We start from the raw sequence: 24,441 nt of genomic DNA, 5'->3' as shown, positions 1-24,441 counted from the left end.
GAAACCACCCCCACCCCCGATGCGGGCGATGAGGCCCGATCTCGAACTCGGTTCGAAAATTTTCATACCGACTTTGCTTTCCAGGTTCGGGTAGCCGTCAATGTTACGTAGTAACATTGCGCCTCCGCTAAGTTCGAAAGGCGCTCGACATGGCCGGCGGCAAAGAAGTCAACCAGTCGGAGCTTTCTAACATCATCGATGTTTCCGCGGTCACCATCAGAGCGTGGGAAAAGGAAGGCATGCCGGTGCTGCAGAAGGGGGGGCGCGGCAAGTCTGCGACCTACAACACGGCGGACGTCATTCGCTGGTGCGAGCAGCGCCTTCTGTCGAAGGTTGCCGGCGGCAAGGGAGAGGATGGCGCGGTCATCTCAGAGGATGAGGGCAGGCGCCGCAAGGTGGTTGCCGAGGCGCAGCTTGCCGAACTGAAGCTTGCTGTCGAAAGCGGGGAACTGGTCGAGATCGAGGTCGTAGGCACCGAGGTCGACATGGTGTTGAGCGGCGTCCGTGCGCGGCTCCTGGCAATACCCGGAACGCTGGCGCTGACGCTGACGAACGAGCCTGATCCGGCTGTTGTTCGTGATCGCGTCTTTGACGAGATTTCGGGGGCACTCAATGAGCTATCCGGCACTGACTTCGGCAGGGCAAGCGAAGCTGCGCGAGCGCCTGACGATATCCAGGCAGAAGGGGCTGACGCCTCCGCCTAAGCTTAATCTGGTCGAATGGGCCGATACCCACCGGTATCTCAGCCCGGAAGCGTCGTCGTCTCCTGGCCGCTGGCGCACTTCGAACGTCGAAGTGGCGCGCGGCCCGATGCTGGCTGCAACCGACCTGCGAATCCATACTGTCACCATCATGTGCTGCACGCAGCTCATGAAGACGGAGCTTTTAAACAACGTCGTCGGATTCTACATCCACCAGGACCCGGCCCCAATCATCCTGATCCAGCCGACGACCAAGCTCGGAGAGAGTTGGTCGAAGGACCGCTTCGACAAGATGCGGCGCGACACGCCTGTGATCAAGGAACGCGTGCGAGAGGCGCGATCCAAGGATAGCGGCACCACCATCCTGCATAAGGATTTCGACGGCGGCCACCTGACGATCGTCGGTGCGAACAGCCCGGTGGACCTTGCGTCGCGGCCGATCCGTGTCGTTCTCGCGGATGAGGTCGACAAGTACCCGGCCAGCGCCGGCAAGGAAGGCGACCCGCTGTCGCTTGCTGAAGAGCGCGCCGCGTCATTCTGGAATCGCAAGTTCATTCGCGCTTGCTCGCCGACCATCGGGGGCAACTCGAAGATCGAATCGGAATACGAGGCGTCCGACCAGCGGAAGCCGTTTCTCGCGTGCCCGCATTGCGACACCCGCCAGGTCCTCGAGTTCGAGCGGGTAAGGTGGGACAAGTCTGCGGACGGTGAGCACCTTCCGAGCACGGCGCGCTACCATTGCGTCGAGTGCGACCAGCCATGGGACGAGACGGCGCGTCAGCGCCTTCTTCGTACGTCCGATGCCATTGAATGGCGTCAGACTGCGACCTTCATGTGCTGCGGCCATGAGCAGACGCCGACCAAGTGGGACGGCGAAGGTCATTCGCTTTGCGAGCACTGTGGCAAGCGGTCCCTGTTCGAGGGACATGCCGGGTTCTGGGCGTCCAAGCTCTATTCGCCGTGGGGCGGTCTGGACGACGTTGCACGCAAGTGGCTCAAGGCATCGAAGTCCAAGAATTCGGAACTTCTGAAGACGTTTTATAACACGCAGCTGGGTTTGCCCTTCCAGATCACCGGGGATGCCCCGGAGTGGCGGAAATTGTACGACCGCCGCGACCACCATTCGATCGGAACCGTTCCGCGCGGCGCCTGCTTCCTTACCGCCGGCATCGACGTCCAGCGTGACCGCGTCGAAATGCACGTCTGGGGTTGGGGGCGGGGGCTGGAGTCGTGGCTCGTTGATGTCCTTGTATTCGAGGGCGTGACGGCCGACATCGGCAACCAGGTTTGGAAAGACCTCGCTGCTGCCCTCAAGCGGACCTGGCCACATGCGGGCGGCGCTCAACTGCCGATCCTTCGGGCTGCTATCGATACCGGCGACGGTCTCACGACCTCTGTTGTTTATGAGTGGTGCCGCCTGCAGGGGCGTAGTCAGGTCGTTGCGATCAAGGGCGACAGGGAAAAGCTCAATTCGGTGTCTCCAGTAGACGGGCCGCGGTGGATGGACGTCTCTGTCAGTGGGCGCAAGATCAAGCGCGGGCTCGCCCTCTTCATGGTCAGCGGTCCGTACTTCAAGCAGGAGCTCTACCGCTATCTGCGGCTGGAAAAGCCGACCGACGAGGATCTGGAGGTCGGGGTCTGCTTTCCGGATGGATACGTCCATATCCCGCAGGGAGCGACGGGCGAATGGGTAGAGCAGCTCGTTGCCGAGCAGTTGGTGACCGAGAAAAACAAGGTCACGGGGTTCGGCAAGTTGCGTTGGGTAAAAACGCGTGAGCGCAACGAGGCTCTGGACTGTCGGGTTTATGCCCGCGCCATGGTCTGGCAGATGGGCGCAGATCGCTGGCCGAACGCCCATTGGCACAGACTTGAGCTTCAATGTGGCGTTGAGAACCCGAAGCCGGCACGGACGACCGCAACCATCGTGGCCACCGCGCCCTCTCCCGTAAACGACAACACACCTGCTCAGGCAGCAGCGCCCGCCGCGCCCACAAAGCCGCGGAAGGCGAAATCGACATGGCTCTAGGAGGGCGGCAAATGGCTGACAACTCTGCACAAATTGCCGCTCTCCGCGACGCCATCGCGCAAGGAACGCGCAAGGTCATTATTCGCTCGGGAAACATGCACCGCGAAGTCGAGTACCACTCTCTGGCCGACATGATGAAGACCCTTGATTGGCTTGAGGCGCAGCAGTCGCCGAAGTCGCGCGTGACACTGGCGGCATTCTGATGAAGCAAAACATTCTGGACCGCGCCATCGGCTGGGTTGCTCCCGCCGCTGGCGCCCGTCGGCTTCGACAGCGTGCCGCGATCGAGATCATGGCGCGAGGCTATGATGGTGCCTCCCGTGGCAGGCTCAATAGCTCATGGCGCACGCCAAACAGCAGCGCCGATGCGGAGATAAGCGCTGCCGGTTCGCTGATGCGTGACCGCATGCGCGACCTCGTGAGGAACAATCCCTATGCAGCCAACGCGCTATCAGTCCTCGTGACCCACGCCGTCGGCGCCGGAATTGTGCCGCGGTCGAAGGACAAGCGCATCAACAAGCTTTTCGCCGAATGGTCGAAACAGTGCGATGCTGACGGGCATCTGGATTTCAACGGGATCGTCAGCTTGACGACCAGTGAAATGCTCGAGGCGGGCACAGGCCTGGTGCGCCGGCGCAGGCGACGTGCAGAGGACGGGCTAGCCGTCCCGCTGCAGCTTCAGGTGTTCGAGATCGATCACCTCGATTCTACAAAGAATTCCGACGTATCGTCCGGCCGACGCATCGATCGCGGCATCGAATACGATGCTCTCGGCAAGACGACGGCATATTGGCTGCACCCGCAGCATCCCGGTAATGCCGCCGTCTCAATGCGCTCATCACTTTCGTCGATCCCGGTTGCTGCGACTGATGTGGCGTTTGCTTTCGTCAAGCAGCGCGCGGGCCAGTCGCAGGGCGTGCCATGGGGACATGCGGCGATCACGCCCACGAATGACCTGGCAACGTACGAGGAAGCGGAAATCGTCCGCAAAAAGCTCGAGTCTTGCATGGTCGGCGTGGTTACCGGCGGCGATGAAGAGGGCGGACTTGGCATACCGGTGGTCACCGGAGAAGACGGCGAGCCTAGCACACCCGGCGTCTACAACGCTGATGGCGAGATCGTCGAAAAGTTCGAGCCCGGCATGTTCTACCACGCTCGCGGCGGCAAGGACATAAAGTTCACCCAGCCGGCGGCTACGGCCAGCTACGAGGCTTACAAAACCTCAATGCTGCATACCATAGCGGCGGGCTTCCGCGTGCCTCACGCCCTGATTTCCGGCCGGCTGGACAAGGTCAATTACTCGTCCAGCAAGATTGGCCTGGGCACCTACAAGCGCACGATCGACGATCTGCAGTGGAAGGTGATCATTCCCATGATCTGCCAGCCCATCTGGGACTGGTTCTGCGAGGCGGCTTATTTCGCCGGCAAGATCAAATCCCCAAAGGTCCCGGTTGAATGGTCTCCGCCGCGCTTCCCCAGCGCAGACGAGGCGAAGGACGTGAATGCACGGGTCGCAGCAATGCGCTCCGGCCTGCTGAATCCCCTGACTGCGATTGCCGAGACTGGCTACACGCCAGACGAGGTTATTGCTGGATACATCGAGTGGAACGCCCTGCTGGATAAGCACAAGCTGAAGTTTGATAGCGATCCGCGAAATCTTTCTCAGGCTGGCCAAACGCAGGTCGAACCTACGGACGACGATCCCGACAAGGACACCTCATGAACGAGAAAATTGTAAACCTCCCGAAATTCGGGATGGGCGCCGAGGTGCGTTCTGCGTCGTTCGACGAAGCGGACAACACGATCGAAGTGATCTGGACAACCGGAGCCGCGGTGCGGCGTTGGTCGTGGCGGTCTGAGCGATACTATCAGGAGATCCTGGAAGTCACGCCCAAGTCCGTCCGTCTTGATCGCCTCAACGCCGGCGCGCCGTTCCTCAATACGCATAACGACTGGGACCTCGGCGACGTTATCGGCTCCGTGGTTCCTGGCAGCGCTCGCATCGAGGGCGGCAAGGGTTATGCGAGGGTAAAGCTGTCTCGTGCTGACGAGGACAAGGCTGTCGTCGAAAAGATCCGCGATGGCATTATCCGGAATATTTCTGTCGGCTACGCTATCCACAAGGTCGTTAAGACCGATGCGGACGGCGACGGCAACGATGAAGAATGGCGTGTCGTTGACTGGGAGCCGCTGGAGATTTCCGCGGTTCCGGTCCCAGCGGACGCTGGCTCTCAGATCCGCAAAGAGGGGCCAGTTATGGTCCCATGCGAGTTTGTCAGCGAAACGGCCACCGGCCGAAACGAAGCTCGGCGCATTCGCATGGCGATGCGTCAGCGTCAGTCAGTGGCCTGAACCGGCCCCATCCCACCAAAGGACACAAAATGGAACAGATGCTTGTAGAGCTGCGCGCTCTCGAGAAGCGGGCCGCTGAAAAGCTCGCAGAGATCAAGGACGACACCGCGGCAGACGCTGCCCGTGCGATCGAAAAAGAGCATGAAGGCATCCTGTCGGAAGTCTCCAACCTGAAGCGCAAGATCGAGGCCGCCAAGGCTACCGAGGGCGACGCTTCTGCACGTGCTGTACGTGAGGAGCGTGATCGCGTTTCGCAGATCCGCAAGCTTGCTCGTGACGCAAGTGAGGTCGAACTGGCCGACACCTACATCGACGACGGCAGTTCTGTGGAAGCCTTCCGCTCCGCGCTGCTCGACAAGATGATTAAACGCGAGGCACCTGGCGTGGACAATCGAAGCCCTGCCCGAGTTGGTGAAGAGCATCATGAAAAGCGCGCCGCAGCAATGCGCGACGCCCTTATGCATCGCGCCGACCCGACTTCCGAAATTACGGCGGCCGCTCGTGAGTACCGCGGCTTCTCGCTCATGGATATGGCGCGTGAAGCCCTTGAAATCCGCGGCGTTAGCACGCGCGGGATGGCTCGCGATGAAATCGCCGGCACGGCTCTTGCGCAGCGTTCCGGCGGCTTCCACTCGACGTCAGACTTCCCAGTAATTCTTGGCAACGTCGTCAATACGACGCTCAGGGCTGGTTATGAGGCCGCTGGCCAAACCTTCCGCCCGCTCGTCCGCGAGGCTTCGGTTGCTGACTTCAAGTTGGTCAACCGCGCGCAGCTCGGCGAAGGTCCCGCCTTCGACAAGGTCAACGAGAGTGGCGAATACAAGCGGGCCGGCCTCGTTGAAGGGAAGGAATCGTACAAGGTTGCGACCTTCGGCAAGATCATCGCGATTACCCGTCAGGTCATCATCAACGATGATATGAACGCCTTCGGCCGCATCCCGCAGCTGATGGGTGGCGCGGCTGCTCAGCTTGAGTCGGACCTCGTTTGGGCGCAAATCCTTAGCAACCCGATCATGGGCGACGGCACGGCACTGTTCCATGCCGATCACAAGAACCTGCCGACCGCGGCTGCATTTGCCGTCGGTCCGCTCGGTCTCGCCAAGGCGCTGATGGCGAAACAGGTGGGCCTCGACGGCAAGACCGTCCTGAATATCCGCCCGCAGTTCCTCATCGTTCCGGTCGATCTGGAAACGAAGGCGGAGCAGGAGCTCAAGCTTCTCGTGAATGTCACGGATACCGCCAAGGCTGCCACGGCATCCATGCGCTCGCTCTCCATTATTGCTGAGCCGCGCTTGGACAACGGCATCAAGAAGGGCGCCGCTACGGCAACCGACATCGCCGGCAGCTCGACGGCCTGGTATCTGGCCGCTTCACCGTCGCAGATCGACACTGTCGAGATTGCCTACCTCGAAGGCAATCGCGGGGTCTACACGGAATCGCGCCAGGGCTTCGACGTTGACGGTCTTGAGGTCAAGGCTCGCCTCGATGTCGGCGCCAAGACCATGGATCACCGCGGCCTCCTGAAGAACGCAGGCGCCTAATCCTAAAGGGCGGCTTCGGCCGCCCACCTTTTCGGGAGATCGAAATGAAAAATTACATTCAGCCGGGTGACACTCTCACCGTGGCGGCTCCGTATGACGTTGCCTCTGGCGCGGGCGTCCTCGTTGGCAAGCTTTTTGGCATTGCCGCCTTCAGCGCAAAGTCCGGCGATCCCGTCGAGATCAAGCGCAAGGGCGTGTTCTCGCACGCCAAGACCTCTGCCCAGGCCTGGGCCGTAGGCGCCGACATCTACTGGGACGACACAGCCAAGGTGTTCACCACCACAACGACGAGCAATACGCTTGTCGCCAAAGCCGCTGAAGCTGCAGCGAACCCGTCGGACGCCGGAATCGTCGTCCTGAACGCCTGATGGTGAATTGGCGGACACTCGAGGCCGTGGTCGACGGCAAAGTTGGCGCGACGTTCGGTGAGGAGGTCCGCCTCTCATTTATGAAAAATGCCGCGGTCGATCCTGACCGCGGCATGATTGACGTGCGCTGCATGTCCCTAGCCGTGGCAGGCGACACCACTTTCAAGCCCGACTCTGGTTATGCAACCCGCCTCTCGGCTGGACAGGCGGAGCTTTGCCTGGACCGCTCGATCTATACCGGCCCAATGCCGGCTCAGGGTGACAAGGTCCGCGCAAACGAACGAACTGGCAAACCCTGGTTCGAGGTGGCGTACGTGTCCGATCGTCACTCAAATCTTATCGTTGTGACGCTGAACCAGGCGTAACCGACGGCGCGAGGAGGCACGATGTCCCTAGTTCGAATCGCGGCTCGCATCGCTGCCGTCCAGGCTCTCAAGGGGCGCACGCTTGTCGGCACCAACGTGCTCGACAGCCAGATGGGCGCCCTGGATGCCGACGCGGATGGCAACCCCGTTTCCGACCAGGACAAGCCCTTTATCTCGATTTACGCGGACGACTCGAAGGTCGATGGCGACGATGCCTCGATCCGTTCGATGGCCCTGAATGGCGATACTGATTTCGTGTTTGAGTTCGGAATCACATCTGCCGTCGTAGGCGTGGATCAGGAGACCGGGGTAAGTGGGGTCTATCCTGGAATCCCCTCGACGGACGCTTCATTCGAGTTCTATCTCGACATTGTCGTACGGCAGATCGGTGATGCTCTTTCCGACCCAGACAATGAGTGGGCGGAGCTGTTTCGTAAGTTCGTCTCGCGATTCTCTAAGCTGTCGAGGGCAAGGACCAGTTCAGCCGAGAACGGCGTTCGCCTTGCCGCTCAGCAGCTTCGAGTTACCGCAGTACTCCGCGCCGACCCCGTCCGCGGCGCCACCCTAAAGGACACCCACCCGCTGGCCATGTTCTTCGCCAAGGCCGCCGAACTGGAAGACGACGTAGTCGCGGCCCAGGTGGCGCTGATGCAGGCGCAGCTTGCAGGTACGCCGTTCTCGTGGGAGCTCGACATCGCCCGCTACGGCATGACGCGCACGGAGGCCGGCAACTTGCTTATCGTGCCGCCATCTGGTGCTGAGGACGATATCGAGATCACGGAAGTCATTCCGTCTGATGCGACTCCAGTAGGGAGCATGGCATGACAAAAGCAATCGAATTTAATGACGTGTATGCCCTAACCTTCGGGCTCGAAGATGAGGGAACCGAGGGAGAGTCTGGCCTTTCGATCGGTGTGATCTCACATGATGGTCCGCACATCATTCGCTTCAATTTCAAGTATTTCGTGGACCTAATTGGTGCATCCATCGACGACGAGCACAAATTTAAACTCGACGGTTCGGACCGCCAGCCATGATCCCGAAAGAGATTCCGGAGCAAATTGCTCATCTGCACCACCGCCTGGCTGAGATTGAGCGGCGAGCTCGCAATCGCAAGCGCACCGGCACGATCGCCGAAGGCCCTAACGACAAGGGCCAGTACCGTGTGAAAATCTCGGAGCAGGGCGGCACGCCGTACCTGTCGCCCTGGGTGAAGCCAAAGACCTACGGAGCGGGCGGCGTCAAGATGGACGTCGTCTACACAGCAGGAGAGCAGATCGACCTTGTTTCGGAGAGCGGCGACCTGACGGACGCTGTCATCGAGATGTCAACATACTCAGAGGCGAACGCCCGCGAGAACACCGGCAACACGCCGTTTCATCTCAAGATCGGCTCTACTGTCATTCAGGCGGGCGGCGATGGCGTGACGATTACGGCCGGCGCGATAACGCTGGAGAGTGGCACGCTCACGCACAACGGCAAGAACATCGGCGATACGCACGTACACGGCGGCATTGTTGTCGGCGGCTCGGACACGAGCACTCCGCACTAGCCCGCGACACAGGACACCCCTCATGGCCGATTCAACCGGCGTGAACGCGGCCACTGGCGCCGCGCTCACGGGCTGGCAGCATGTCCAGCAGTCAATCAAGAAGATCCTGACGACGCCGATCGGCTCGCGCGTCATGCGCCGCGAGTTCGGCTCGGATCTTCCGGACCTCGTCGACACGAAGATGATCCAGCGCAACGTGCTGGCCGTCTACTCGGCAGCCGCCACGGCCATTGCGCGTTGGGAGCCTCGCTTCCGCATGCGCGGTGGCGCTGTTGAGCGCGCCGAGCCCACCGGCGTCCTGGCGCTCGTCATTTACGGCACATATTTCCCGCGCGGGCATCTCGGTGACTATTCGGTCGCGGAGGATGCGACGGCGCGGGTTGTCTTTGAGAGGTAGCCATGGCGACCCGTTTTTCCGCCGATACGCTGGACCTCTCCAGGTTTCCGGCGCCTTTGGCTATCAAGGGCATCGACTACGAAGTGATCATGGCGGAGCGCAAGACGCGCCTCGTTGAACTCTTCGAGGCCATCGGAATCGAGTTCGATGTCGCCTCGCTCGAGACCGACCCTGCCATCATTCATGCGCAGGACGACGCCTACCGAGAACTGCTGGCCTATGCTCGCGTGAACGACGCGGTTCGCGCCGTCATGGTGGCTTTCGCTACTGGTTCCGATCTTGAGCACCTTGCAGCACGCTTCGGCGTTGTCCGTCGCGTCATCACCGCAGCTTCCGGCTCGACGCCGGCGGTCATGGAGAGCGATGCGGAGCTCCGCCGTCGCACTTTGCTGGCGCCCGAGGCCTTCGCGGTTGCCGGCCCTGTGGGCGCCTATGCTTTCCATGCGCTGACATCCGACGCCCGTGTTCTAAATGTCGATGTTTGGTCGCCCGCTCCCGGCAAGGTCAGCGTCGCGGTGCAGGCACGTCAGGGCGCATCAACCGCGCCGTCAGAGGTTGTGGAGGCCGTTCGTGCCTACCTCAGCCGGCCTGACATCAAGCCTCTCACTGACGAAGTGGCGGTGCGGTCAGTCTATACGGTCCCATACTCGATCGACCTGATTGCCTACGTGCAACCCGGCCCGGATCGTGTCGCCGTGAGGGCCGCGATTGAGACGAGCCTGGCTTCCATGGCGGCCGCCCGCCGCGTCCCGGCCCGCGACGTCCCCAAGTCGGCAATTATCGCTGCGGCGACGGTCGGCCCGGTTGATCGCGTCAGCCTGATCTCGCCCGCCTCTGATCTCGTCATCGGAAACGGCGACCTTGCCATCTGCACGAGCATCAACGTCCAGGTTCTCGAACACGAAGGCTAGTTGATATGACAGCGTCACTTCTGCCGGCCGCGTCGACCGAGCCATTCGAAAAGGCGATAGAGCAGGGATCGGCAGAGCGCTGGGAGGCCCTTGACGTCGATATCATCCGCCGGTCGAAAGACCCCTGGACTTGCCCGGCCCACCTGCTGCCGTTTCTGGCGCATGAATGGTCGGTGGATATCTGGAACGACAAGTGGTCGGACGCGCAGAAGCGCCGCGCCATCGACGCCGCTGTCCGGCTGCACCGACTGAAGGGGACCGAGGCCGGTCTGCGGCTGGCGATCGAGATTGCCGGCGGTGAGCTCAAGCGAGCCATAGTTCCGCCGGCAAAGACGTTCCTGTCGCCCAACACGACTCCTGAGCAGCGTGCGAAGTTTCTCGCCCGCTACCCGCAGCTTCGAATCTACCCCCGCCGAGACCGGGGCACGGCGAAGGGCCTTTATCCAGGTTCCAAACATGCTTTTGTCGAGCGGCGCTTTCCGCTGCCGACCGAAGCGTTCTTCCGGGCTTTGCCGCGCGCCTTCATCTGGGATCATGGCAACGAGACAGAACTGACCGTTCTGGAGCGTCGCTATTCGACGGAGACGGCCGAGACGCAGGAGCGGCTTGATCTGCGCCAGCGTTCTCCGGCGAGGGACAACCATTACCGGCCCCTGGGCGACCGCAAGGTTTTCGTCCTGATGTCGACGGCACCTAAGCGCATCTTCTCGATTCACACGCGCGAGACGCTCGTCGTCCCTGGCCAGGATCAACTGGCGCGTCGGATGGTCTACCCGTCCATGACGCCCATCGACGTTGTGGCGCAGATGGTCCGGCAGGTCGGGCAGAGGCGCACGGCTGTTGCGGGGAGGGCATTCCCCGGCGCAACCTGGTTCGCCGGAATGACGCAGGCCTCCCGTGCTCGCGAGCGGGTCTATCGCCGCACTTATCTGTACGATCCCAGCCGCGCGTTGGAGCGGAAGGGCGCGTCGACGTTTCTTGGCCACACCCGGCTGGGCATGCCGCCGCATCACGCCGAGCTCACAATCAAGGTTCGCTACAAGCGTCACCCGTTTGCCGCGGCGCAGTTCGTCGCCGGCTTCCTGATGCACAAGCCCAAGGATGAGCTCGCGCTCGTCAAGGGCGCGGTCCGGTCGCACAAGCGGCTGTCCGACAAGATCCTGATTTCAACGAAAACGACCGGCGTGGCACGCGCTGGAGTGCAACACCGTGCCGGGTCCATCACCGCCGGCCAACTCGTAGAGAGCTAATATGGAAAAGCAAGTCGTCTTTCGCGACAGGCAGGAGCTTGACCCCGCCGACCTGAATGGCATTCAGGAGATCACCCGCGCGTCGCTCGATCGCATCGTCAAGGAAGCCGTCACGGACGAGGCGCGCTATGCCGGCCTTGCCACGACCGCAACCAGCGCAACGGCAATCTCAGTTGCTCAGGGATGTTTTGTCACCGGCGGGGAAGTCTACGGCGTCGAAGGCCCCGTTCCGTTCAATCTGTATGAGAATCTTCCGGTTCAGTATAAGCGCTACATCGCGATCGTCGCTTCCGGCGAAGACGATGTAGACGATCAGGTTGAAGAGCGCGACTTCCTTATTGATGCGGATAGCGACCAGGTCGAGCCGCAGGCCGTCCCCATGCGGAAGCTTCGCCAGGGCAACCTCACGAAAGTTGTCGGCACGCCGAACATCGACCCGCAGCTTCCGACTCTCCCGCCGAACAGCGTGCTCGTCGCTAAAATTCTCTTTGGCACGACCGGCATCGATTCGATCGTGATGGAAGAGTCGACCAAGCTGCCGTCGCTGAAAAAGCACGGCGAGCAGCTGATCGAGCTCGAAAATTTCCGCAAGCGCGCAGAGCCGCAAATCGGCGCACTGACGACGCAGATGTCGGTGCTGTTCGAAACGACGAACGGCAAGGCCAACCGCGCCGACCTCATTGAGGCGCTTGTTGACCTGGCGCGCGTCAAGGAAGCTGCAAAACTTCCGGACAGCTATTCGGCCTACGCATCGGACGACTTTGCCACCGATGACGAGACTGACCCGTCTTCGGCTGCCGGCCACACGCTGGCGAACGGTGCGCTGGGCTTCGAAAGCACGACCGCGCAAAAGAACCTGCAGCTTCTCAATCCGACCGACCCGCTGGTTCGCCGCTGGGATACCGACTGGATCACGCCGGCGCACGAGTACGAAATCCTTCTCGAAGTGCCGGGTTCCAATGGCGATCTGTCGGCCTCGTCCTACCAGACGCAAGGCGTTGTGACTGAGGTCAAGAGCAGCGGCTCCAAGCAAACGACCGTCGGAACGTACACGTCCATCGCTGCCGCCAAGGCTGCGCTGATCAAGGGTGGCGGAACGTCTGGAACGATCATCAGCGAGACGAAGGTCAAGCAGGCTGATGGGTCCTACAAGACCCAGTACGTGGCCAAGAGAGTCCGATAACTGAGAGGCCACCATGGCAACTGTTACCCATACCGGCGTCGCCATCGCGCAGACGTTTCGCACCGCGCGCGCCATGAAAATCTCGCGGGTCGGGTTCTTCCTGACCCAGCTTGACACCTCTGGCGACGTGACCGTTTTGCTTTGCGATACCAACAACGCCAAGCCCGACCAGCTCAAGGTCATTTCCAAGGTGACTGTGCCTTACGCCGACCTGAAGACCGGCGGCCTGGAAACCACGGCCAACCTGCCGCCCGGCTCTTTTGAGGCCGGTAAGCTCTACAGCTTCATCCTGATCACAACCGGCAACCACCGTATTCAAACGGCGCCGGTGGGCTTTACGGAAGGCACGCTCTTCTATGGCCAGGATCAGGACTGGGTTTCGCCGACGACCGGCCGCGACCTGAAGATCAAGCTCTATGCTGACAAGTTCACGCGCACGCGCACCGAAGTGTCGCTGGCCACGATCACTTTGGCCGGTGGCATCGACGCCCTTGAGTACGATATCCAGGCCGACGAACCGGACGGCACGGGCTTCTATCTGGAAGGCCGTATCGCTGGCGTGTGGCGCGATCTGAAGGAGCCGGACGTTCTCGCTTCCCGGCCCGATACAATCGAGCTCCGCGGCGTGTTCATTGGCACGTCGTCTTTGCAGGCCGCGATCAAGCTCAGCAACAACGTCATCACGGTTCGCCGTGCCGGTCTAGCACTCCACCACCTGTCCACAGCGCGAACGCTCGGCTCGGCTAAGCAGAACTTCATCGTGGACCTTTGGCTCGACAACTACGATCCGACCGACCCCGACCAGGATCTGGAAGTCAACCTGAAGCACGGCGGTAGCTTTGCCTCGACGACCACCGGTACGGCCGGTCAGGTTGTGGATGACACGGCGGGCACCAAGCGCGCCCGCTTCGCCTTCGCGGTCGGCAGCAACATCAGCACCTACAAGATCGACATCACCGGCGCTCGCACAGAGGACGTTCCCCCGTACCTCGTCCTTGAGCGCGTCGACGTCGCAGTCAGCTAAGGAGCGCCACCATGGCCGCAAAGAAGACGCCTTCTGAAGGAATGGTCTGGGTCACGCTGACTCAGACCCATGACCTGCCTGGAATGAAGCTCGTGCCGGGGCGCCTTCGGGTGTCGCCGGCGCTGCGCGAAGAACTGAAGGCCGCCGGCAAGATCGCCGAGACCGCGGAGTAAGCCAATGTCTCTGGAACACGGCACGCCAAATATGCCGAAGATGGTCGACGGCAAAACCGACCTGGATGAGAAGTATTTCAATCTCATCCACGGCCGCGTCGACCAGCGCCTTGCCGCGCTTGAGGAGTTGCGAATCTCTTGGGAGAGCGCAACCGACACGCTGACGCGACAGGGCCTGACGCGCATCGACGAAGTGCTGGCACCCGCGTTCCAGAAGATCGAGGACGTTCTCGAGCTCGGGTTTATGACGGCGTCTTCGGCGACGTCGCACACCCTGGTCTTGAATGACGAGCTCGTGTTCATCGTGGACGAGGGCGCGCGACGCGAACTGTTCCAGCCGACTGCCTTCCTTGCGATCACCCGCGTCGCGACGATCGCAGATTACGCGCTGGCCCGGCTGCTGTCCTACAATCCGACGACCGGCGCGCTGACGGTGGAAATCATCAGCGTTGCCGGCAATCCGGGTCCGCATACGGACTGGGAGATCGGTGGACTTGCGGCGGCTACGGTCGCGCAGCAGGCCATCCTCGGAACCGTTGAGACGCTCGCCGGGCAGGTGACATCCGACAAGGCGACCGTTGCGGCCGATAAGGCAACGACGGTGACGGCCAAGGATACTGCGGTTGCGGCTGCGGTGTTGGCCGATGCGTCGAAGGTTGCGGCTGCTGCTTCGGCGGCTGCTGCGGCGACGTTCAATCCGGCGAATTTCTACACGACTGGTCAAGCTGATTCTGCAATCAGCACAGCGGTAGGGGCTGAGGCTACAGCGCGCACTTCTGCTATTTCCACTGCTGTAGCGGGCATGGCCAAGACCAGCGTCGCGCAGCAGTTTACCAAGCCGCAGCGGTCTGCTGTCACCTCAGTCGCCAGCGCGACGACAATGACTATCGACCTCGCCGCTAACAACGACTTCGAGGTGACGGCATACGCCCATACCGGCACGCTGGCTAACCCGACCAACCAGGCGACGCAGATTGGCCAGAAGGGCTCGATCGCGATCACTCAGGACGGTTCTGGCGGCCATCCGCTTGCCTTCGCGTCAAACTGGAAGCCGTTCGGGCAGTCCACCGCCCCGTCGATCAACACCACGGCGGGCGTCACGTCGGTGATCGATTATCACGTCATCTCCGCGACCGTGATCCGCTACACCTTGAGGGCTATCGGCGCATGACGATGTTTTCGGACAGCATGTTCATGGGGGGTGCTGGGCCTGCTATTGCGTCGTTTTCGCAGACTGGCCCTTATGTGGGGACGGGGCACCAGCCAGCCAGCGTTCTTAATATGTCAGACGGGCTGTTCGCTCCGATGACGGCCACCAGTGGAGCGGCCCCGCATCACATTACGGCTAATCTGGTGGCATCGGCATTCGTGACATCAATAATTCTCGGCCCCCCGAACAACGTAGCTGTAGGAAGCTGGTCGGCCGCGCAGTTGAACGGCGCGGAACTCCAAGTGTCTAATGATGGTGGGTCGAGTTGGACAACTATTCGCACGTTGTCGGGATATGTAACTGCTACCGGTCCCACGTCCGGAACAATGAAAACAGAGGTCATCAACGCCCAGTGCACGAATATTCGTGTTCGGAAGGCATCAAGCGATGTTGCTCTCTCTGAGTTTAAATTGGCACCCTGAGTGAGGCACCCATGACACTATGGCGAGAAACACCCGGACGGTTCCCCGTCTGGCGGGGCGAACCTATTGGCGAAGGCGACGACGCCATAAGCTATCCGCTCAATATCGACATCCTGCCGGCCGAAGAACTCGAGGCAATCGGTCTCTGGCGCGACGATATGATCGCGCCAGCGGCGGCGATGCTCGAAGGCAAGATCGCGGTCGGCACGGGTGTCGAGCGAGTGTCCGGTGTCGTCACCTTTGTGCACGATCTGGCCGATCTGCCATCGCCAACCTCCGACGCCGTCGATGCGGAACGCGATCGCCGCGTCTCCGCCGGATTTACCTTCGGTGGCGTCGTCTACCAGTCACGCCCCGAGGATCGCGAAAACATCACCGGGGCGTCTCTGGCCGCACTAGCCGCCATGACGAATGGCGCACAGCCCGGCGACCTGCGCTGGCACGGCGGCGACAGCGATTTCGTGTGGATCGCAGCCGACAACACCGTCCACCCCATGGACGCGCAGACGGTCTTCGCATTCGGACAGACCGCGATGGCACATAAGCAAGGCATGATCTTTGCCGCTCGCGCCCTCAAGGACGCCGAACCGATCCCGCTCGACTTCACCGACGACGCCTACTGGCCGTAGCCAAAGGACATCCCCATGACCCGCATCATTGCGGCGGCCTTGTGCTGCCTGCTTCTGACTGCCTGCGGCTCTGTCATCGATCACCTGTCCGAACGCCAGCGCGATCGGCAGTACGACACCAATCAGGGCGCCCTCGAATATCTACGGGACAGCAAGAAATGATCGGCACGTTCAAAATCGACAAGAGCTTCTTCGGGCACATTCTCGAGGCGCAGCTCATCGCCGTCGTTATGGCGGTCGTTCTCAGCCCATGGTTTGCCCTCTGGCCAGCCTACCTTCTGGGTGGCGCCCTCGGCGTTGCCTTCTACGTGGGCCGCGAAAAGCGCGACACGGAGACGGGGCTCGATCTCACATCCGGCTCGCCGAAGGCTTGGTATCTCATGTGGATCCGCTGGTCGAACCTGACGGACGTGGCCGGTCCGATCCTGGCCTACGCCGCTGTCTGGGCCGCCTACCTACTCGGTTAGCCGGCAGCCTGACCCGACGACACCATCACCCACCGCACTAACCCGCCCCACCAAGGCGGGTTTTTTGTTGCCCGCACTGCCGGGCGCCACCACTCAAGGAGGAGGCCCGCGTGGTCGATCTTTCGTACAAACACGGCGTGACGCTCAACGAGAGCCCCGATACGCCGTCTCTTCTGCGCATCACCAATTTCGGCGTCACCCAGTTCAACGGGACCGCCGCAAACGCTGACGCGGCCACCTATCCGCTGAACACGCCGACGCTCGTCACGTCCCTGTCGCAGGCCAATCTGCTCGGCGAGAGCTGGCTGAAGTCGGCCCTCGAGACCTACTTCGGCGAGGGTGGCTCGTATGCTGTCGTCAACCGAGTTGCGGTCGGCGCCAATGCGGAAGAGACGCAGGCCAACCTGATCGGCGACGCCTCGGCCAAGACCGGCATTTACGCCGCTCTGCGGACCAAGGCTCTCCTTCGGGTTCAGCCGCGCGTCCTCGTTACCGAAGGCGACACCGGCTCGTATATCGAAGACGGCGTGGTCTCGATCACCGTCACGAACGGTGGCGCTGGCTACACTTCGGCTCCGACTGTCGCCATCTCCGGCTCTGGCGATGCCGCCGCGACGGCGGTCATCAACAAGCACAAGGTCGTGTCCATCGCGATCACCAATCCCGGTGATGACTACGCGACCGCCCCGACGATCGCCATTTCGGCGCCTCCGTCTGGTGGCGTGCAGGCTACCGCGACGTGCACCGTCACGGACGGCGAGATCACCGCTATCTCGATTACGAATCAGGGCAGCGGCTACGTTACGGCTCCGACCGTCACGATCAGCGGCGGCGGTGGTTCCGGTGCGATCCTCACGGCGGCTCTGGGCGGCCCGGTCACTGCGGTCAACGTCACGGAGCCCGGCGAGGATTATGGCTCCACGCCGACCATTTCCTTCTCCAGCGGTGGCGGCACTGGCGCTGCGGCTGTTGCAAACATCGGCGATGTGGCGAATGCCTTCATCTCCGCTCTTGCGACCGTTGCCCCGCAGATCGCTGCGCGCGCCTACGTCGAAGGTCCGAACACGACCAACGCTGAGGCCGTCCGTTACCGCAACACGATCAATGGCGGCCGCGTCCTGATCATCGATCCGAAGACGCTCAAGAACGTCAACGGCACCCCGGTGATCAAGCCCGTCGCCCCGGTCTTCGCCGGCGTGCGCGCTCGCGTTGTCGCATCGGCGGAAGGCGTGTCCGGCTCGGTTTCGAACAAGATCATCCGCACCATCGACGGCGTCGCACGGACGATCCAGTACCCGGTTGACTCGAACTACCTGAACGAGAACGCGGTCAACACGATCATCAACGAACGTGGCGGATTCCGTACGTGGGGCTCGCGCCTTGCGACGGACAACCTCGTCTGGGCATTCGATTCGGTTCGCGCAACCGCCGACATGATCAACGAGGCGCTGGAAGACCTCTACTTCCAGTATGTCGACCGCAAATTCACCGCGGCCAACCTCAAGATGATGATCGAGGACGGCAACGCCGCCCTGCGCGTCTTCGCGAAAAACGATGACATCCTTGGTGGCCGCGTCTGGCTGTCCGACCTGAACACCCCGACGCTCAATGCGCAGGGCAAGGTGTTCCTGAATGTCGAGTTTGAACCGGTCGGCATCATGGAACAAATCGGCATCACCACGTACCGCAACATCAGCTACTACCTGGAGCTGTTGGATGGCGTGCGCGCGCAGATCGACAACGGCCCGCTGACGCTGGCTGCCTAAGCCCAATGGCACGGGGAGCCCGCTACCGGCTCCCCACTTTCAAGGATTCCCTAAATGGCTACCCGCAATCTACCGCGGTTCCTTCTCAGGAACTGCACCCTTTGGGCTGACCGCGATTCCAAGCTGGGCCAGATCGGCGATATTACGCCGCCCGTCCCGCAGGAAAAGCTGGAGGAGATGCGCAATTCCGGAATGATCAAGCCGCGCGAGGTCAAGCTCGGCTACGAGAAGCTGGAATTCAGCTTCAAAATGCCCGGCATGGACCCGCAGGTTCTCAAGCTGTTCGGCCTTAAGCCTGGCGCTGAAAACCCATTCATGATCACCGGCGCGCTGGTGGACGAGGACGGCGACGAGCATTCGGCCGTCATGACCATCCGCGGCTTCCTCAAGCAGGGCGACGCTGGCAGCTGGAAGCCGGGCGACATGGCGGAAAACGACTATCAGGTCGCGGTCCACTACTACAAGCTCGAGATCGACGGCGACCCCATCATTGAAATGGACGACTTCGACGTGAAGATCGGCGGCGTCTCCCAGTACGCCGGCATTCAGCGCGCGATGCTTCTGTAGTCGCAACCACCACCGACCACCGACACTATCAGGCTCGCCTCACGGCGGGCCTTTTCTTTTCCCAGAGGAGAATTCCATGACTTCCTTCGACCCCAAGACCGTAACGCTCAATCAGTCCGTTGAGCACAACGGGACCGTCTACCAAACCCTCACATTTCGCGAAGCAACGGCCGGCGACCTCGCCGCCGCAGACCTGGTGAATGGTAACATGAACCAGACGCTGGCGATCCTCGCCTCAATCTCTGAGACCCCGCTGCCTGCTTTCAAGAAGATCAAGGCGCGCGACCTGAAGCGCATCATGGCAGAGGTAGGGGACCTCATGGGAAACGACCCGTCGGAACCGACTGGCGACTGATGATCTCCATGATTGGCGCGGTACTTCATGAACCGCCGCACATCACAGAGACGTGGTCGACGGACAAGGTCCTCGCATATTTCGACAAGGCCATCGAGGTGAACAACATCTTGCGTGGCACGCATGACGGAGACGCCTGATGTCAACATTGCAGAGCGTCCTGAAGCTGTCGCTTCTCGACCACGTCAGTGGTCCTGCGCGCCGAGTCAACGGCGCGCTTAACAGCCTTCAGCGTCAGTCCACGTCCATGATGGCGCCACTTCGAGGTGTCACCAGCCAGCTTCTTGCTTTCGGCGCCGGCTATGTCGGCGTTACTGAAGGTTGGTCGCGCACCTATGGTGCCGCATCCCAGGCGCAGGCGGCCCTCTCCGAGATGGGGATCAAGGCGAACCTGACGAAAGAGCAATTGGGGGTCCTTCAAAAGGAACTCACGAACCTTTCTCCGACGGTCAATCAGTCGACGACCGACCTTATGGCCGGTGTCGACGCCATGCTCACCATGGGCACGGCGGCAAATGATGCGCGCGGCGCTATCCCGGCGATCGGCAAGGCCGCTACGGCGACTGGCGCCTCTATCGCCGATCTGTCCAACGCCTCGTCGAGCGCCATGCAGAACCTTGGGGTCATGCCGGCTGAGATCAGCCGCATGCTCGATGGGATGGCTTATGCCGGTAATAGCGGTGCGTTCGAGCTCCGCGACATGGCGCAGTACTTCCCCCAGCTTACAGCCAGCGCACAAACCCTGGGCATCCACGGCGTCGAGGGCGTGAACGACTTGGCGGCCGCTCTCCAGATTGCTCGCCGTGGTGCAGGCGATGCGTCGACCGCATCGAACAACCTGTCCGACTTCATGGGTAAGATCGTTACTCCTCAGACGATCAAGAACTTTAAGAAGTTCGGTGTCGATGTCACCAAGGAGTTGGTGAAGATCAAGAAAACGGGCGTCAGCCCGATCGAACATTTTATCCGCCTTCTGGACAAGAAGACGGAAGGCGGCAAGGGTGAGCTGCTCACGCAGATCTTCGGCGACAAGCAGACGCTCGACTTCATTCGCCCGATGATCGCCGGCTTCGACGATTACATTCGCATCCGCAATGAGGCGAACAGGGCGAACGGGACGGTCGCCGATGCCTACGCCAAGCGGATGGAAGACGCCAACCAGAAGGTGAAGGCGTTCCGCATCTCGATCGAGAACTTGGGAACACTTATCGGTGGAAAACTCCTCGGGCCAGTCGGCGACATGGCGGAGGATCTCTCCCATGTTCTCAACACTCTCGATTCCCGTTTCGGCGTCTTTGATGAGATCAAATCACGCGCAGATGGCCTATTCTCTGGCCTTGGCCTTGGAGGCGGCACTGACGCGGCAAAGGGGCTGCGCGATCTAATTTTCGGTGCTGAAAACGCATCTGCTGCCGCGGACAAATACCGGAAGTTATTCGGCGAGTTCCAGGGCTACGGCGAGTCGATCCGCAAATTCGGGGAGGATGTCCGCAATAATCCGATCGTCAAATTTCTTGAGGATTTGAGCCCTTATTATTGGGAAGTTTTGAAGTGGAGTATCGGCTTCGCTCTCGTTGCCGGAGCTATCCGGAAACTTGCCGGCGCCATGATGCTGCTCTCCGGAGCGTCTACCATTATCGGTGCACTCAAGGGGATCGGCGCAGTTGCTGCCGCGCTTGGCGTCGGCGGCGGTGCGGCCGTGACAGCAGCATCGGCAGGCAAGGGGAAAGGCGCCAGCGTGGCTGGCGCAGCCGCCAAGAAAGGCGGCCAGTGGCTGGCTCGTTGGCTTTCTGGAGAGGGCATCAAGAACCTTGTCGACACCGGTCGCAAGTCGAACAGTCTCACGATGTTCGAGCAACTCGGGAAATACACCGGCAAGTTCGGCGCCGGGATGGGCTGGCTCGGCAGAGGTGCAGCCAAAATTCTTGGCACGCCGTCTATGGTGGCGGAGACAACTTTTCGCGCCCTGGACGCAGTACCGCACGCCACCATGGAATCGGCGACGAAGGGCAACCCGAACCTTCTGCCGTCCCTAGATCGGGAGCGAGCGCTTTGGCAGGGTGTTGCATTCGAGGGAGGGCGCCATCGCGCAGGTCTTGGCGCCGGTCCCACGGAAGGCAAACCCGTCACGCTGGACTCGGCTACCATCAACCAGATGATGCAGCCGCGCGGCATTCAGGATGTCCGCGTCACCAACAAGGAGCGGCCGAACGTGACAGTTCACGCGCCGGTGACGATCAGCAACATCTCGTCGCCACAAGAGGCTGTCGACGCAGCAGCGTCGCAACTTGGCCAAAGGGTCAAGGCCGCCGTGGAAGCCGCTGATGCTGACTGATCCTCCGCTTCTCCACCAATTGAGCCTGCCGACCCGTGTCGGCGGGCCGCATCCGTTTTGCAAAAGCGGCAGGAGCCCCCATGTCTGGACCAACCCCAATGATGCTGGGGTCGTTCGCCTTCGAGGCGATCGGCTTTGGCTTCAACGGCCTTCAGCGCCGCGTGCAAACGCCATGGGCTGACATCGCCGTTGCGCAGACGCTAAACCAGCAGCAATGGACCGGCCCGACCTCGGAAGAGGTGACGATCAGCGGCGTGCTGTTCAACGAGGAGTTCGGCGGGCAGGACTCGCTGGATGGGATCATTGCGGCGGCTAACGCCGGCGTGCCGCTCATGCTCGTTTCCGGCAGCGAGTCGGCGGGCGTGATCCACGGGCTATTCACGATCCAGGGCGTCTCGGAGGAGCGCGGCTTCATCGATCATCGCGGTGCTCCGCGGAAGAATTCCTACTCCATCACGCTGAAGCGCTATTCCGGCGGCGCGGGCGGCATCGGCTCGATCTTCAAGCCTTTCATTGATCTCTTCAGGTAGGTGCCATGCCAACACTGGTAACGATAAAGCATGGATATGTCGCGATCGACCACGGGGCATCACGCTCCGGCTGCGGTCTCAAAGTAGTCGATGATCGCATCCACGCCCGCCTTTATGGCCATGTGGTCTCTTTCATAAGAAAGACCCTCAACTGGCATTGACTTGAACTCGCGCTCAATCGTCGCTCGCAACTCGCCCAGGTCCACCGAATCGGGAGATGCGGCAATTAGGCGCCGAAGCAGTTCATCCGCCACAGCCTTGTACCCGAGAGCCACGCCTAGCGCGGCCACGAAGTCATGCGGGATCTTCAGGGTCATACTCCACCTCCAATTGCGCCTGCCGCTACTTCTCGGCCGCGGCGCGCGGGGAGTCAAATGCCAACGACATACGTCACAAAGCAGGGCCAGACGGTCGACCTTGTGTGCAGCGCGCACTACGGGCGAACGGCGGAAGTCACGGAGACTGTGCTGTCCGCCAATCCGGGGCTAGCAGCTATCGGCCCCGTTCTCCCGATGGGCACTTCGATTCTGCTGCCCGACATCGCCAAGAAGACGACGGCCTCGAGGCTCGTCAGTTTGTGGGATTAAAATCATGACCGACGAAGACAAAGCCGCCATTGAGGCGATGACCAACGATCAGCGCAAGGATGTCGCCGATATCCTTGCAAAAAATCGGTACGACAACATTTGCGCGCTGATCTGCTCGCTCTTCACCCTGGCTGGTGGGCATGTCGCGACCGATCTTGATTTCATCAACGGCCAGCTTTCGCGGATTAACGAGGTGCATGCCCGCGAGGTGCAAAGCAATGACACCGAAGGCCGCAGGCTCGTAGTGCCGGCTGAGCGCCACTACGTCTTTGAGCCGTTTGTCGTTACTCGGTGCGAGCGGTGCGATGTCGACGCCTTCGGCAGATCATTGGGCATCCTCAAGTTCTACGGCAACTATACCACCTCCCAAGGCGTCGTGAGTGATGGTGTCATTGTCCACGGACGTCAGTTCCTCTCTCAGCTCGGCTAGCACATGAACCCCAAAGTCGAAATCACGGTCGACGGCAACCCTGTTGCCGGCGGCTTCTACGAGCGATTGAAGACGATTTCCGTAACGGACAAGGAGGGCCTCGCGTCCGACACGTTCCAGATGGAACTCGATGATGGCCCGGAACGCGGCTTCCTCGCCATCCCGCGCAAGGGCGCCATCGTCGACATCCGGATCGGCTACGGCGCCGCCCGCAGTCTGGGCACCTATGTCGTCGACAAGGTAAGCGGCAAGTGCCTGCCTTATTCGCTTTCAATCTCCGGCAAGGCCCGCGACATGCGGGACTCCAAGGCGAAGGAGCGAAAAGAGCGGCACTGGGACAACAAAAAGGTCAAGGACATCGTGTCCGATCTCGCCGGAGACATGGGCCTTTCCGCCTCAGTCGACAGCGAGATCGGTGAGCACGAATATGAGTGGTTTGGCCAGCAGGACGAGACGCCAATCCATGTCCTGCGTCGCCTGGCCGAGCGCCATAATGGCCTGTTTAAGGTCAAGGACGGCAAGCTCGTCTTCTCAAAGCGTGGCTCCGGCAACGCCGCCTCCGGCTCGTTCATGGGCTCGGTCGTCGTCTCTCCGCCGAGGATAATCCAGGGCACCTGCACCTTCGAGGCGAACGACCGGACGAAATATCAGAAGGTCGTCTCCTACTACCAGGACAAGGACCAGGCGAAGCGCGTCGAGGTCGAGGCGGACAGCGATGCTGATGGCGATAGCGTTTATCGCATCGCTGAGCCCTACGCCGACGCGGCGGAAGCCGACAAGGCCGCCCAGTCCAAGGCGAAGGAACTGAAGCGCGGCGAGGGTGCGGCATCCGTTACCGTCGTCGGAGATACAGCAATAGTAGCGGGGGCACCGCTGCTCTTCGAGGGCGTGCGGCCCGGCCTGGACGGCGTTCCCTACATCATCGACACGGCGACGCACTCCTACTCCAAGGGCGAGGGCTATCGCACGGCCATCAGCGCGAAGCTCTATGACGGCAAGTCGGGGGGCTCGAAAAGCGGTGGGTCGGACGGAGAGGGTGGGACGACCGCCGCCACCGAAGACAAGGTCGCGGACAACGCGCCTGACGGCACGCCGGCAACGCCTACCGAATGGACGAACACGCGTCGGTATGGGCGCACGGACGAGAATTGAGGGGTAAGAAATGCAAGAACCGCTTGACGCCGATTTCTGGGTGAAATGCAACCCTGATGATCCGTCGTTTCCTATCGAATTGGAACCAGGGCAATCGATCGTTGAACTTGTTGGATGCTGTATTCCTTTAGATCCGGCCATCGCTGCA

General features: G+C 61.3%; 30 protein-coding genes. 29 read left to right on the top strand and 1 reads right to left on the bottom strand.

The genetic code is table 11. The features are described from left to right. The first annotated feature begins 149 nt into the window (after positions 1-149). The 26 genes from AC1Q6Z_RS21010 (at position 150) to AC1Q6Z_RS20885 (ending at position 22,124) form a co-directional block, all read left to right on the top strand. Entirely contained in the window at positions 150-704 is a 555-nt protein-coding gene (locus AC1Q6Z_RS21010) for a terminase small subunit (RefSeq protein ID WP_492649144.1), read from the top strand. Beyond that, a complete protein-coding gene (locus tag AC1Q6Z_RS21005; protein ID WP_492649143.1) occupies positions 613-2,727 on the top strand; it encodes a phage terminase large subunit family protein in 2,115 nt (704 codons plus the stop codon). Before AC1Q6Z_RS21010 ends, AC1Q6Z_RS21005 begins: the two co-directional genes overlap by 92 nt. Before the next feature lie 11 nt (positions 2,728-2,738). Further along, positions 2,739-2,930: a phage head-tail joining protein gene (locus tag AC1Q6Z_RS21000; protein ID WP_492649142.1), complete on the top strand. Its 192-nt coding sequence runs from the start codon at positions 2,739-2,741 to the stop codon at positions 2,928-2,930. Continuing rightward, positions 2,930-4,450 (top strand): phage portal protein, encoded by a 1,521-nt coding sequence (locus AC1Q6Z_RS20995; RefSeq protein ID WP_492649141.1) that lies wholly within the window; start codon positions 2,930-2,932, stop codon positions 4,448-4,450. Before AC1Q6Z_RS21000 ends, AC1Q6Z_RS20995 begins: the two co-directional genes overlap by 1 nt. Further along, complete coding sequence (locus AC1Q6Z_RS20990; protein WP_492649140.1) at positions 4,447-5,079, top strand: HK97 family phage prohead protease; 633 nt, start codon at positions 4,447-4,449, stop codon at positions 5,077-5,079. Before AC1Q6Z_RS20995 ends, AC1Q6Z_RS20990 begins: the two co-directional genes overlap by 4 nt. Before the next feature lie 29 nt (positions 5,080-5,108). After that, positions 5,109-6,620: a phage major capsid protein gene (locus AC1Q6Z_RS20985; protein WP_492649139.1), complete on the top strand. Its 1,512-nt coding sequence runs from the start codon at positions 5,109-5,111 to the stop codon at positions 6,618-6,620. 44 nt (positions 6,621-6,664) lie between these two features. Continuing rightward, a complete protein-coding gene (locus tag AC1Q6Z_RS20980; RefSeq protein ID WP_492649138.1) occupies positions 6,665-6,988 on the top strand; it encodes a DUF2190 family protein in 324 nt (107 codons plus the stop codon). Then, positions 6,988-7,353, top strand: coding sequence for a hypothetical protein (locus AC1Q6Z_RS20975; RefSeq protein WP_492649137.1), 366 nt, complete (start codon positions 6,988-6,990; stop codon positions 7,351-7,353). Before AC1Q6Z_RS20980 ends, AC1Q6Z_RS20975 begins: the two co-directional genes overlap by 1 nt. A gap of 21 nt (positions 7,354-7,374) precedes the next feature. Continuing rightward, entirely contained in the window at positions 7,375-8,178 is an 804-nt protein-coding gene (locus AC1Q6Z_RS20970; protein WP_492649136.1) for a hypothetical protein, read from the top strand. Next, entirely contained in the window at positions 8,175-8,390 is a 216-nt protein-coding gene (locus AC1Q6Z_RS20965; RefSeq protein WP_492649135.1) for a hypothetical protein, read from the top strand. The genes AC1Q6Z_RS20970 and AC1Q6Z_RS20965 overlap by 4 nt, the downstream gene beginning before the upstream one ends. Continuing rightward, entirely contained in the window at positions 8,387-8,905 is a 519-nt protein-coding gene (locus AC1Q6Z_RS20960) for a phage baseplate assembly protein V (protein ID WP_492649134.1), read from the top strand. The genes AC1Q6Z_RS20965 and AC1Q6Z_RS20960 overlap by 4 nt, the downstream gene beginning before the upstream one ends. Positions 8,906-8,927: 22 nt before the next feature. Next, positions 8,928-9,302: a GPW/gp25 family protein gene (locus tag AC1Q6Z_RS20955; RefSeq protein WP_435267339.1), complete on the top strand. Its 375-nt coding sequence runs from the start codon at positions 8,928-8,930 to the stop codon at positions 9,300-9,302. 2 nt (positions 9,303-9,304) lie between these two features. Continuing rightward, positions 9,305-10,213: a baseplate assembly protein gene (locus AC1Q6Z_RS20950; RefSeq protein ID WP_492649133.1), complete on the top strand. Its 909-nt coding sequence runs from the start codon at positions 9,305-9,307 to the stop codon at positions 10,211-10,213. Positions 10,214-10,218: 5 nt separating this feature from the next. Next, positions 10,219-11,463, top strand: a complete 1,245-nt coding sequence (locus AC1Q6Z_RS20945; RefSeq protein ID WP_492649132.1) for a phage tail protein I — start codon at positions 10,219-10,221, stop codon at positions 11,461-11,463. A gap of 1 nt (position 11,464) precedes the next feature. After that, positions 11,465-12,646 carry a hypothetical protein gene (locus AC1Q6Z_RS20940; RefSeq protein ID WP_492649131.1) on the top strand — a complete coding sequence of 394 codons (1,182 nt, stop codon included), beginning with the start codon at positions 11,465-11,467 and terminating at the stop codon, positions 12,644-12,646. A gap of 13 nt (positions 12,647-12,659) precedes the next feature. Beyond that, positions 12,660-13,670, top strand: a complete 1,011-nt coding sequence (locus AC1Q6Z_RS20935) for a hypothetical protein (RefSeq protein ID WP_492649130.1) — start codon at positions 12,660-12,662, stop codon at positions 13,668-13,670. Positions 13,671-13,681: 11 nt separating this feature from the next. Next, the gene (locus AC1Q6Z_RS20930) at positions 13,682-13,843 is read left to right on the top strand and encodes a hypothetical protein (protein WP_492649129.1); all 162 of its coding nucleotides are present in this window, start codon (positions 13,682-13,684) and stop codon (positions 13,841-13,843) included. Positions 13,844-13,847: 4 nt separating this feature from the next. Next, positions 13,848-15,014, top strand: a complete 1,167-nt coding sequence (locus AC1Q6Z_RS20925) for a hypothetical protein (protein ID WP_492649128.1) — start codon at positions 13,848-13,850, stop codon at positions 15,012-15,014. A 472-nt stretch (positions 15,015-15,486) separates the two neighbouring features. Then, positions 15,487-16,104, top strand: a complete 618-nt coding sequence (locus tag AC1Q6Z_RS20920; RefSeq protein WP_492649127.1) for a DUF4376 domain-containing protein — start codon at positions 15,487-15,489, stop codon at positions 16,102-16,104. A 15-nt stretch (positions 16,105-16,119) separates the two neighbouring features. Further along, positions 16,120-16,266: a hypothetical protein gene (locus AC1Q6Z_RS20915; protein WP_492649126.1), complete on the top strand. Its 147-nt coding sequence runs from the start codon at positions 16,120-16,122 to the stop codon at positions 16,264-16,266. Further along, positions 16,263-16,571 carry a hypothetical protein gene (locus AC1Q6Z_RS20910; RefSeq protein ID WP_492649125.1) on the top strand — a complete coding sequence of 103 codons (309 nt, stop codon included), beginning with the start codon at positions 16,263-16,265 and terminating at the stop codon, positions 16,569-16,571. The genes AC1Q6Z_RS20915 and AC1Q6Z_RS20910 overlap by 4 nt, the downstream gene beginning before the upstream one ends. Positions 16,572-16,681: 110 nt before the next feature. After that, entirely contained in the window at positions 16,682-18,337 is a 1,656-nt protein-coding gene (locus AC1Q6Z_RS20905) for a phage tail sheath subtilisin-like domain-containing protein (RefSeq protein WP_492649124.1), read from the top strand. Between the two features lie 54 nt (positions 18,338-18,391). Next, a complete protein-coding gene (locus AC1Q6Z_RS20900) occupies positions 18,392-18,904 on the top strand; it encodes a phage major tail tube protein (RefSeq protein WP_492649123.1) in 513 nt (170 codons plus the stop codon). Between the two features lie 76 nt (positions 18,905-18,980). Beyond that, positions 18,981-19,259, top strand: coding sequence for a phage tail assembly protein (locus AC1Q6Z_RS20895; RefSeq protein WP_492649122.1), 279 nt, complete (start codon positions 18,981-18,983; stop codon positions 19,257-19,259). A 139-nt stretch (positions 19,260-19,398) separates the two neighbouring features. Further along, on the top strand, positions 19,399-21,594 hold the full coding sequence (locus AC1Q6Z_RS20890) for a phage tail tape measure protein (RefSeq protein ID WP_492649121.1): 2,196 nt from the start codon (positions 19,399-19,401) through the stop codon (positions 21,592-21,594). An 80-nt stretch (positions 21,595-21,674) separates the two neighbouring features. Then, complete coding sequence (locus AC1Q6Z_RS20885) at positions 21,675-22,124, top strand: phage tail protein (RefSeq protein ID WP_492649120.1); 450 nt, start codon at positions 21,675-21,677, stop codon at positions 22,122-22,124. Positions 22,125-22,183: 59 nt separating this feature from the next. Here the strand turns inward: AC1Q6Z_RS20885 and AC1Q6Z_RS20880 are convergent, their stop codons facing one another. Beyond that, on the bottom strand, positions 22,184-22,441 hold the full coding sequence (locus AC1Q6Z_RS20880; RefSeq protein ID WP_492649119.1) for a hypothetical protein: 258 nt from the start codon (positions 22,439-22,441) through the stop codon (positions 22,184-22,186). A 57-nt stretch (positions 22,442-22,498) separates the two neighbouring features. Between AC1Q6Z_RS20880 and AC1Q6Z_RS20875 the strand changes: the two genes are divergently transcribed. Genes AC1Q6Z_RS20875 through AC1Q6Z_RS20865 form a run of 3 tightly spaced genes read left to right on the top strand, consistent with a single transcriptional unit; the run spans position 22,499 to position 24,293 of the window. Further along, positions 22,499-22,711: a tail protein X gene (locus AC1Q6Z_RS20875; RefSeq protein ID WP_492649118.1), complete on the top strand. Its 213-nt coding sequence runs from the start codon at positions 22,499-22,501 to the stop codon at positions 22,709-22,711. A gap of 4 nt (positions 22,712-22,715) precedes the next feature. Beyond that, positions 22,716-23,141, top strand: coding sequence for a hypothetical protein (locus AC1Q6Z_RS20870; protein ID WP_492649117.1), 426 nt, complete (start codon positions 22,716-22,718; stop codon positions 23,139-23,141). Between the two features lie 3 nt (positions 23,142-23,144). Next, entirely contained in the window at positions 23,145-24,293 is a 1,149-nt protein-coding gene (locus tag AC1Q6Z_RS20865; RefSeq protein ID WP_492649116.1) for a phage late control D family protein, read from the top strand. The last annotated feature ends 148 nt before the right edge of the window (positions 24,294-24,441 follow it).

It is taken from the genome of Shinella sp. GW835-FHT14H05 (genome assembly GCF_058793575.1).
The sequence above is the reverse complement of the archived record's forward strand: the minus strand, read 5'-3'. Positions and strand labels throughout refer to the sequence as shown.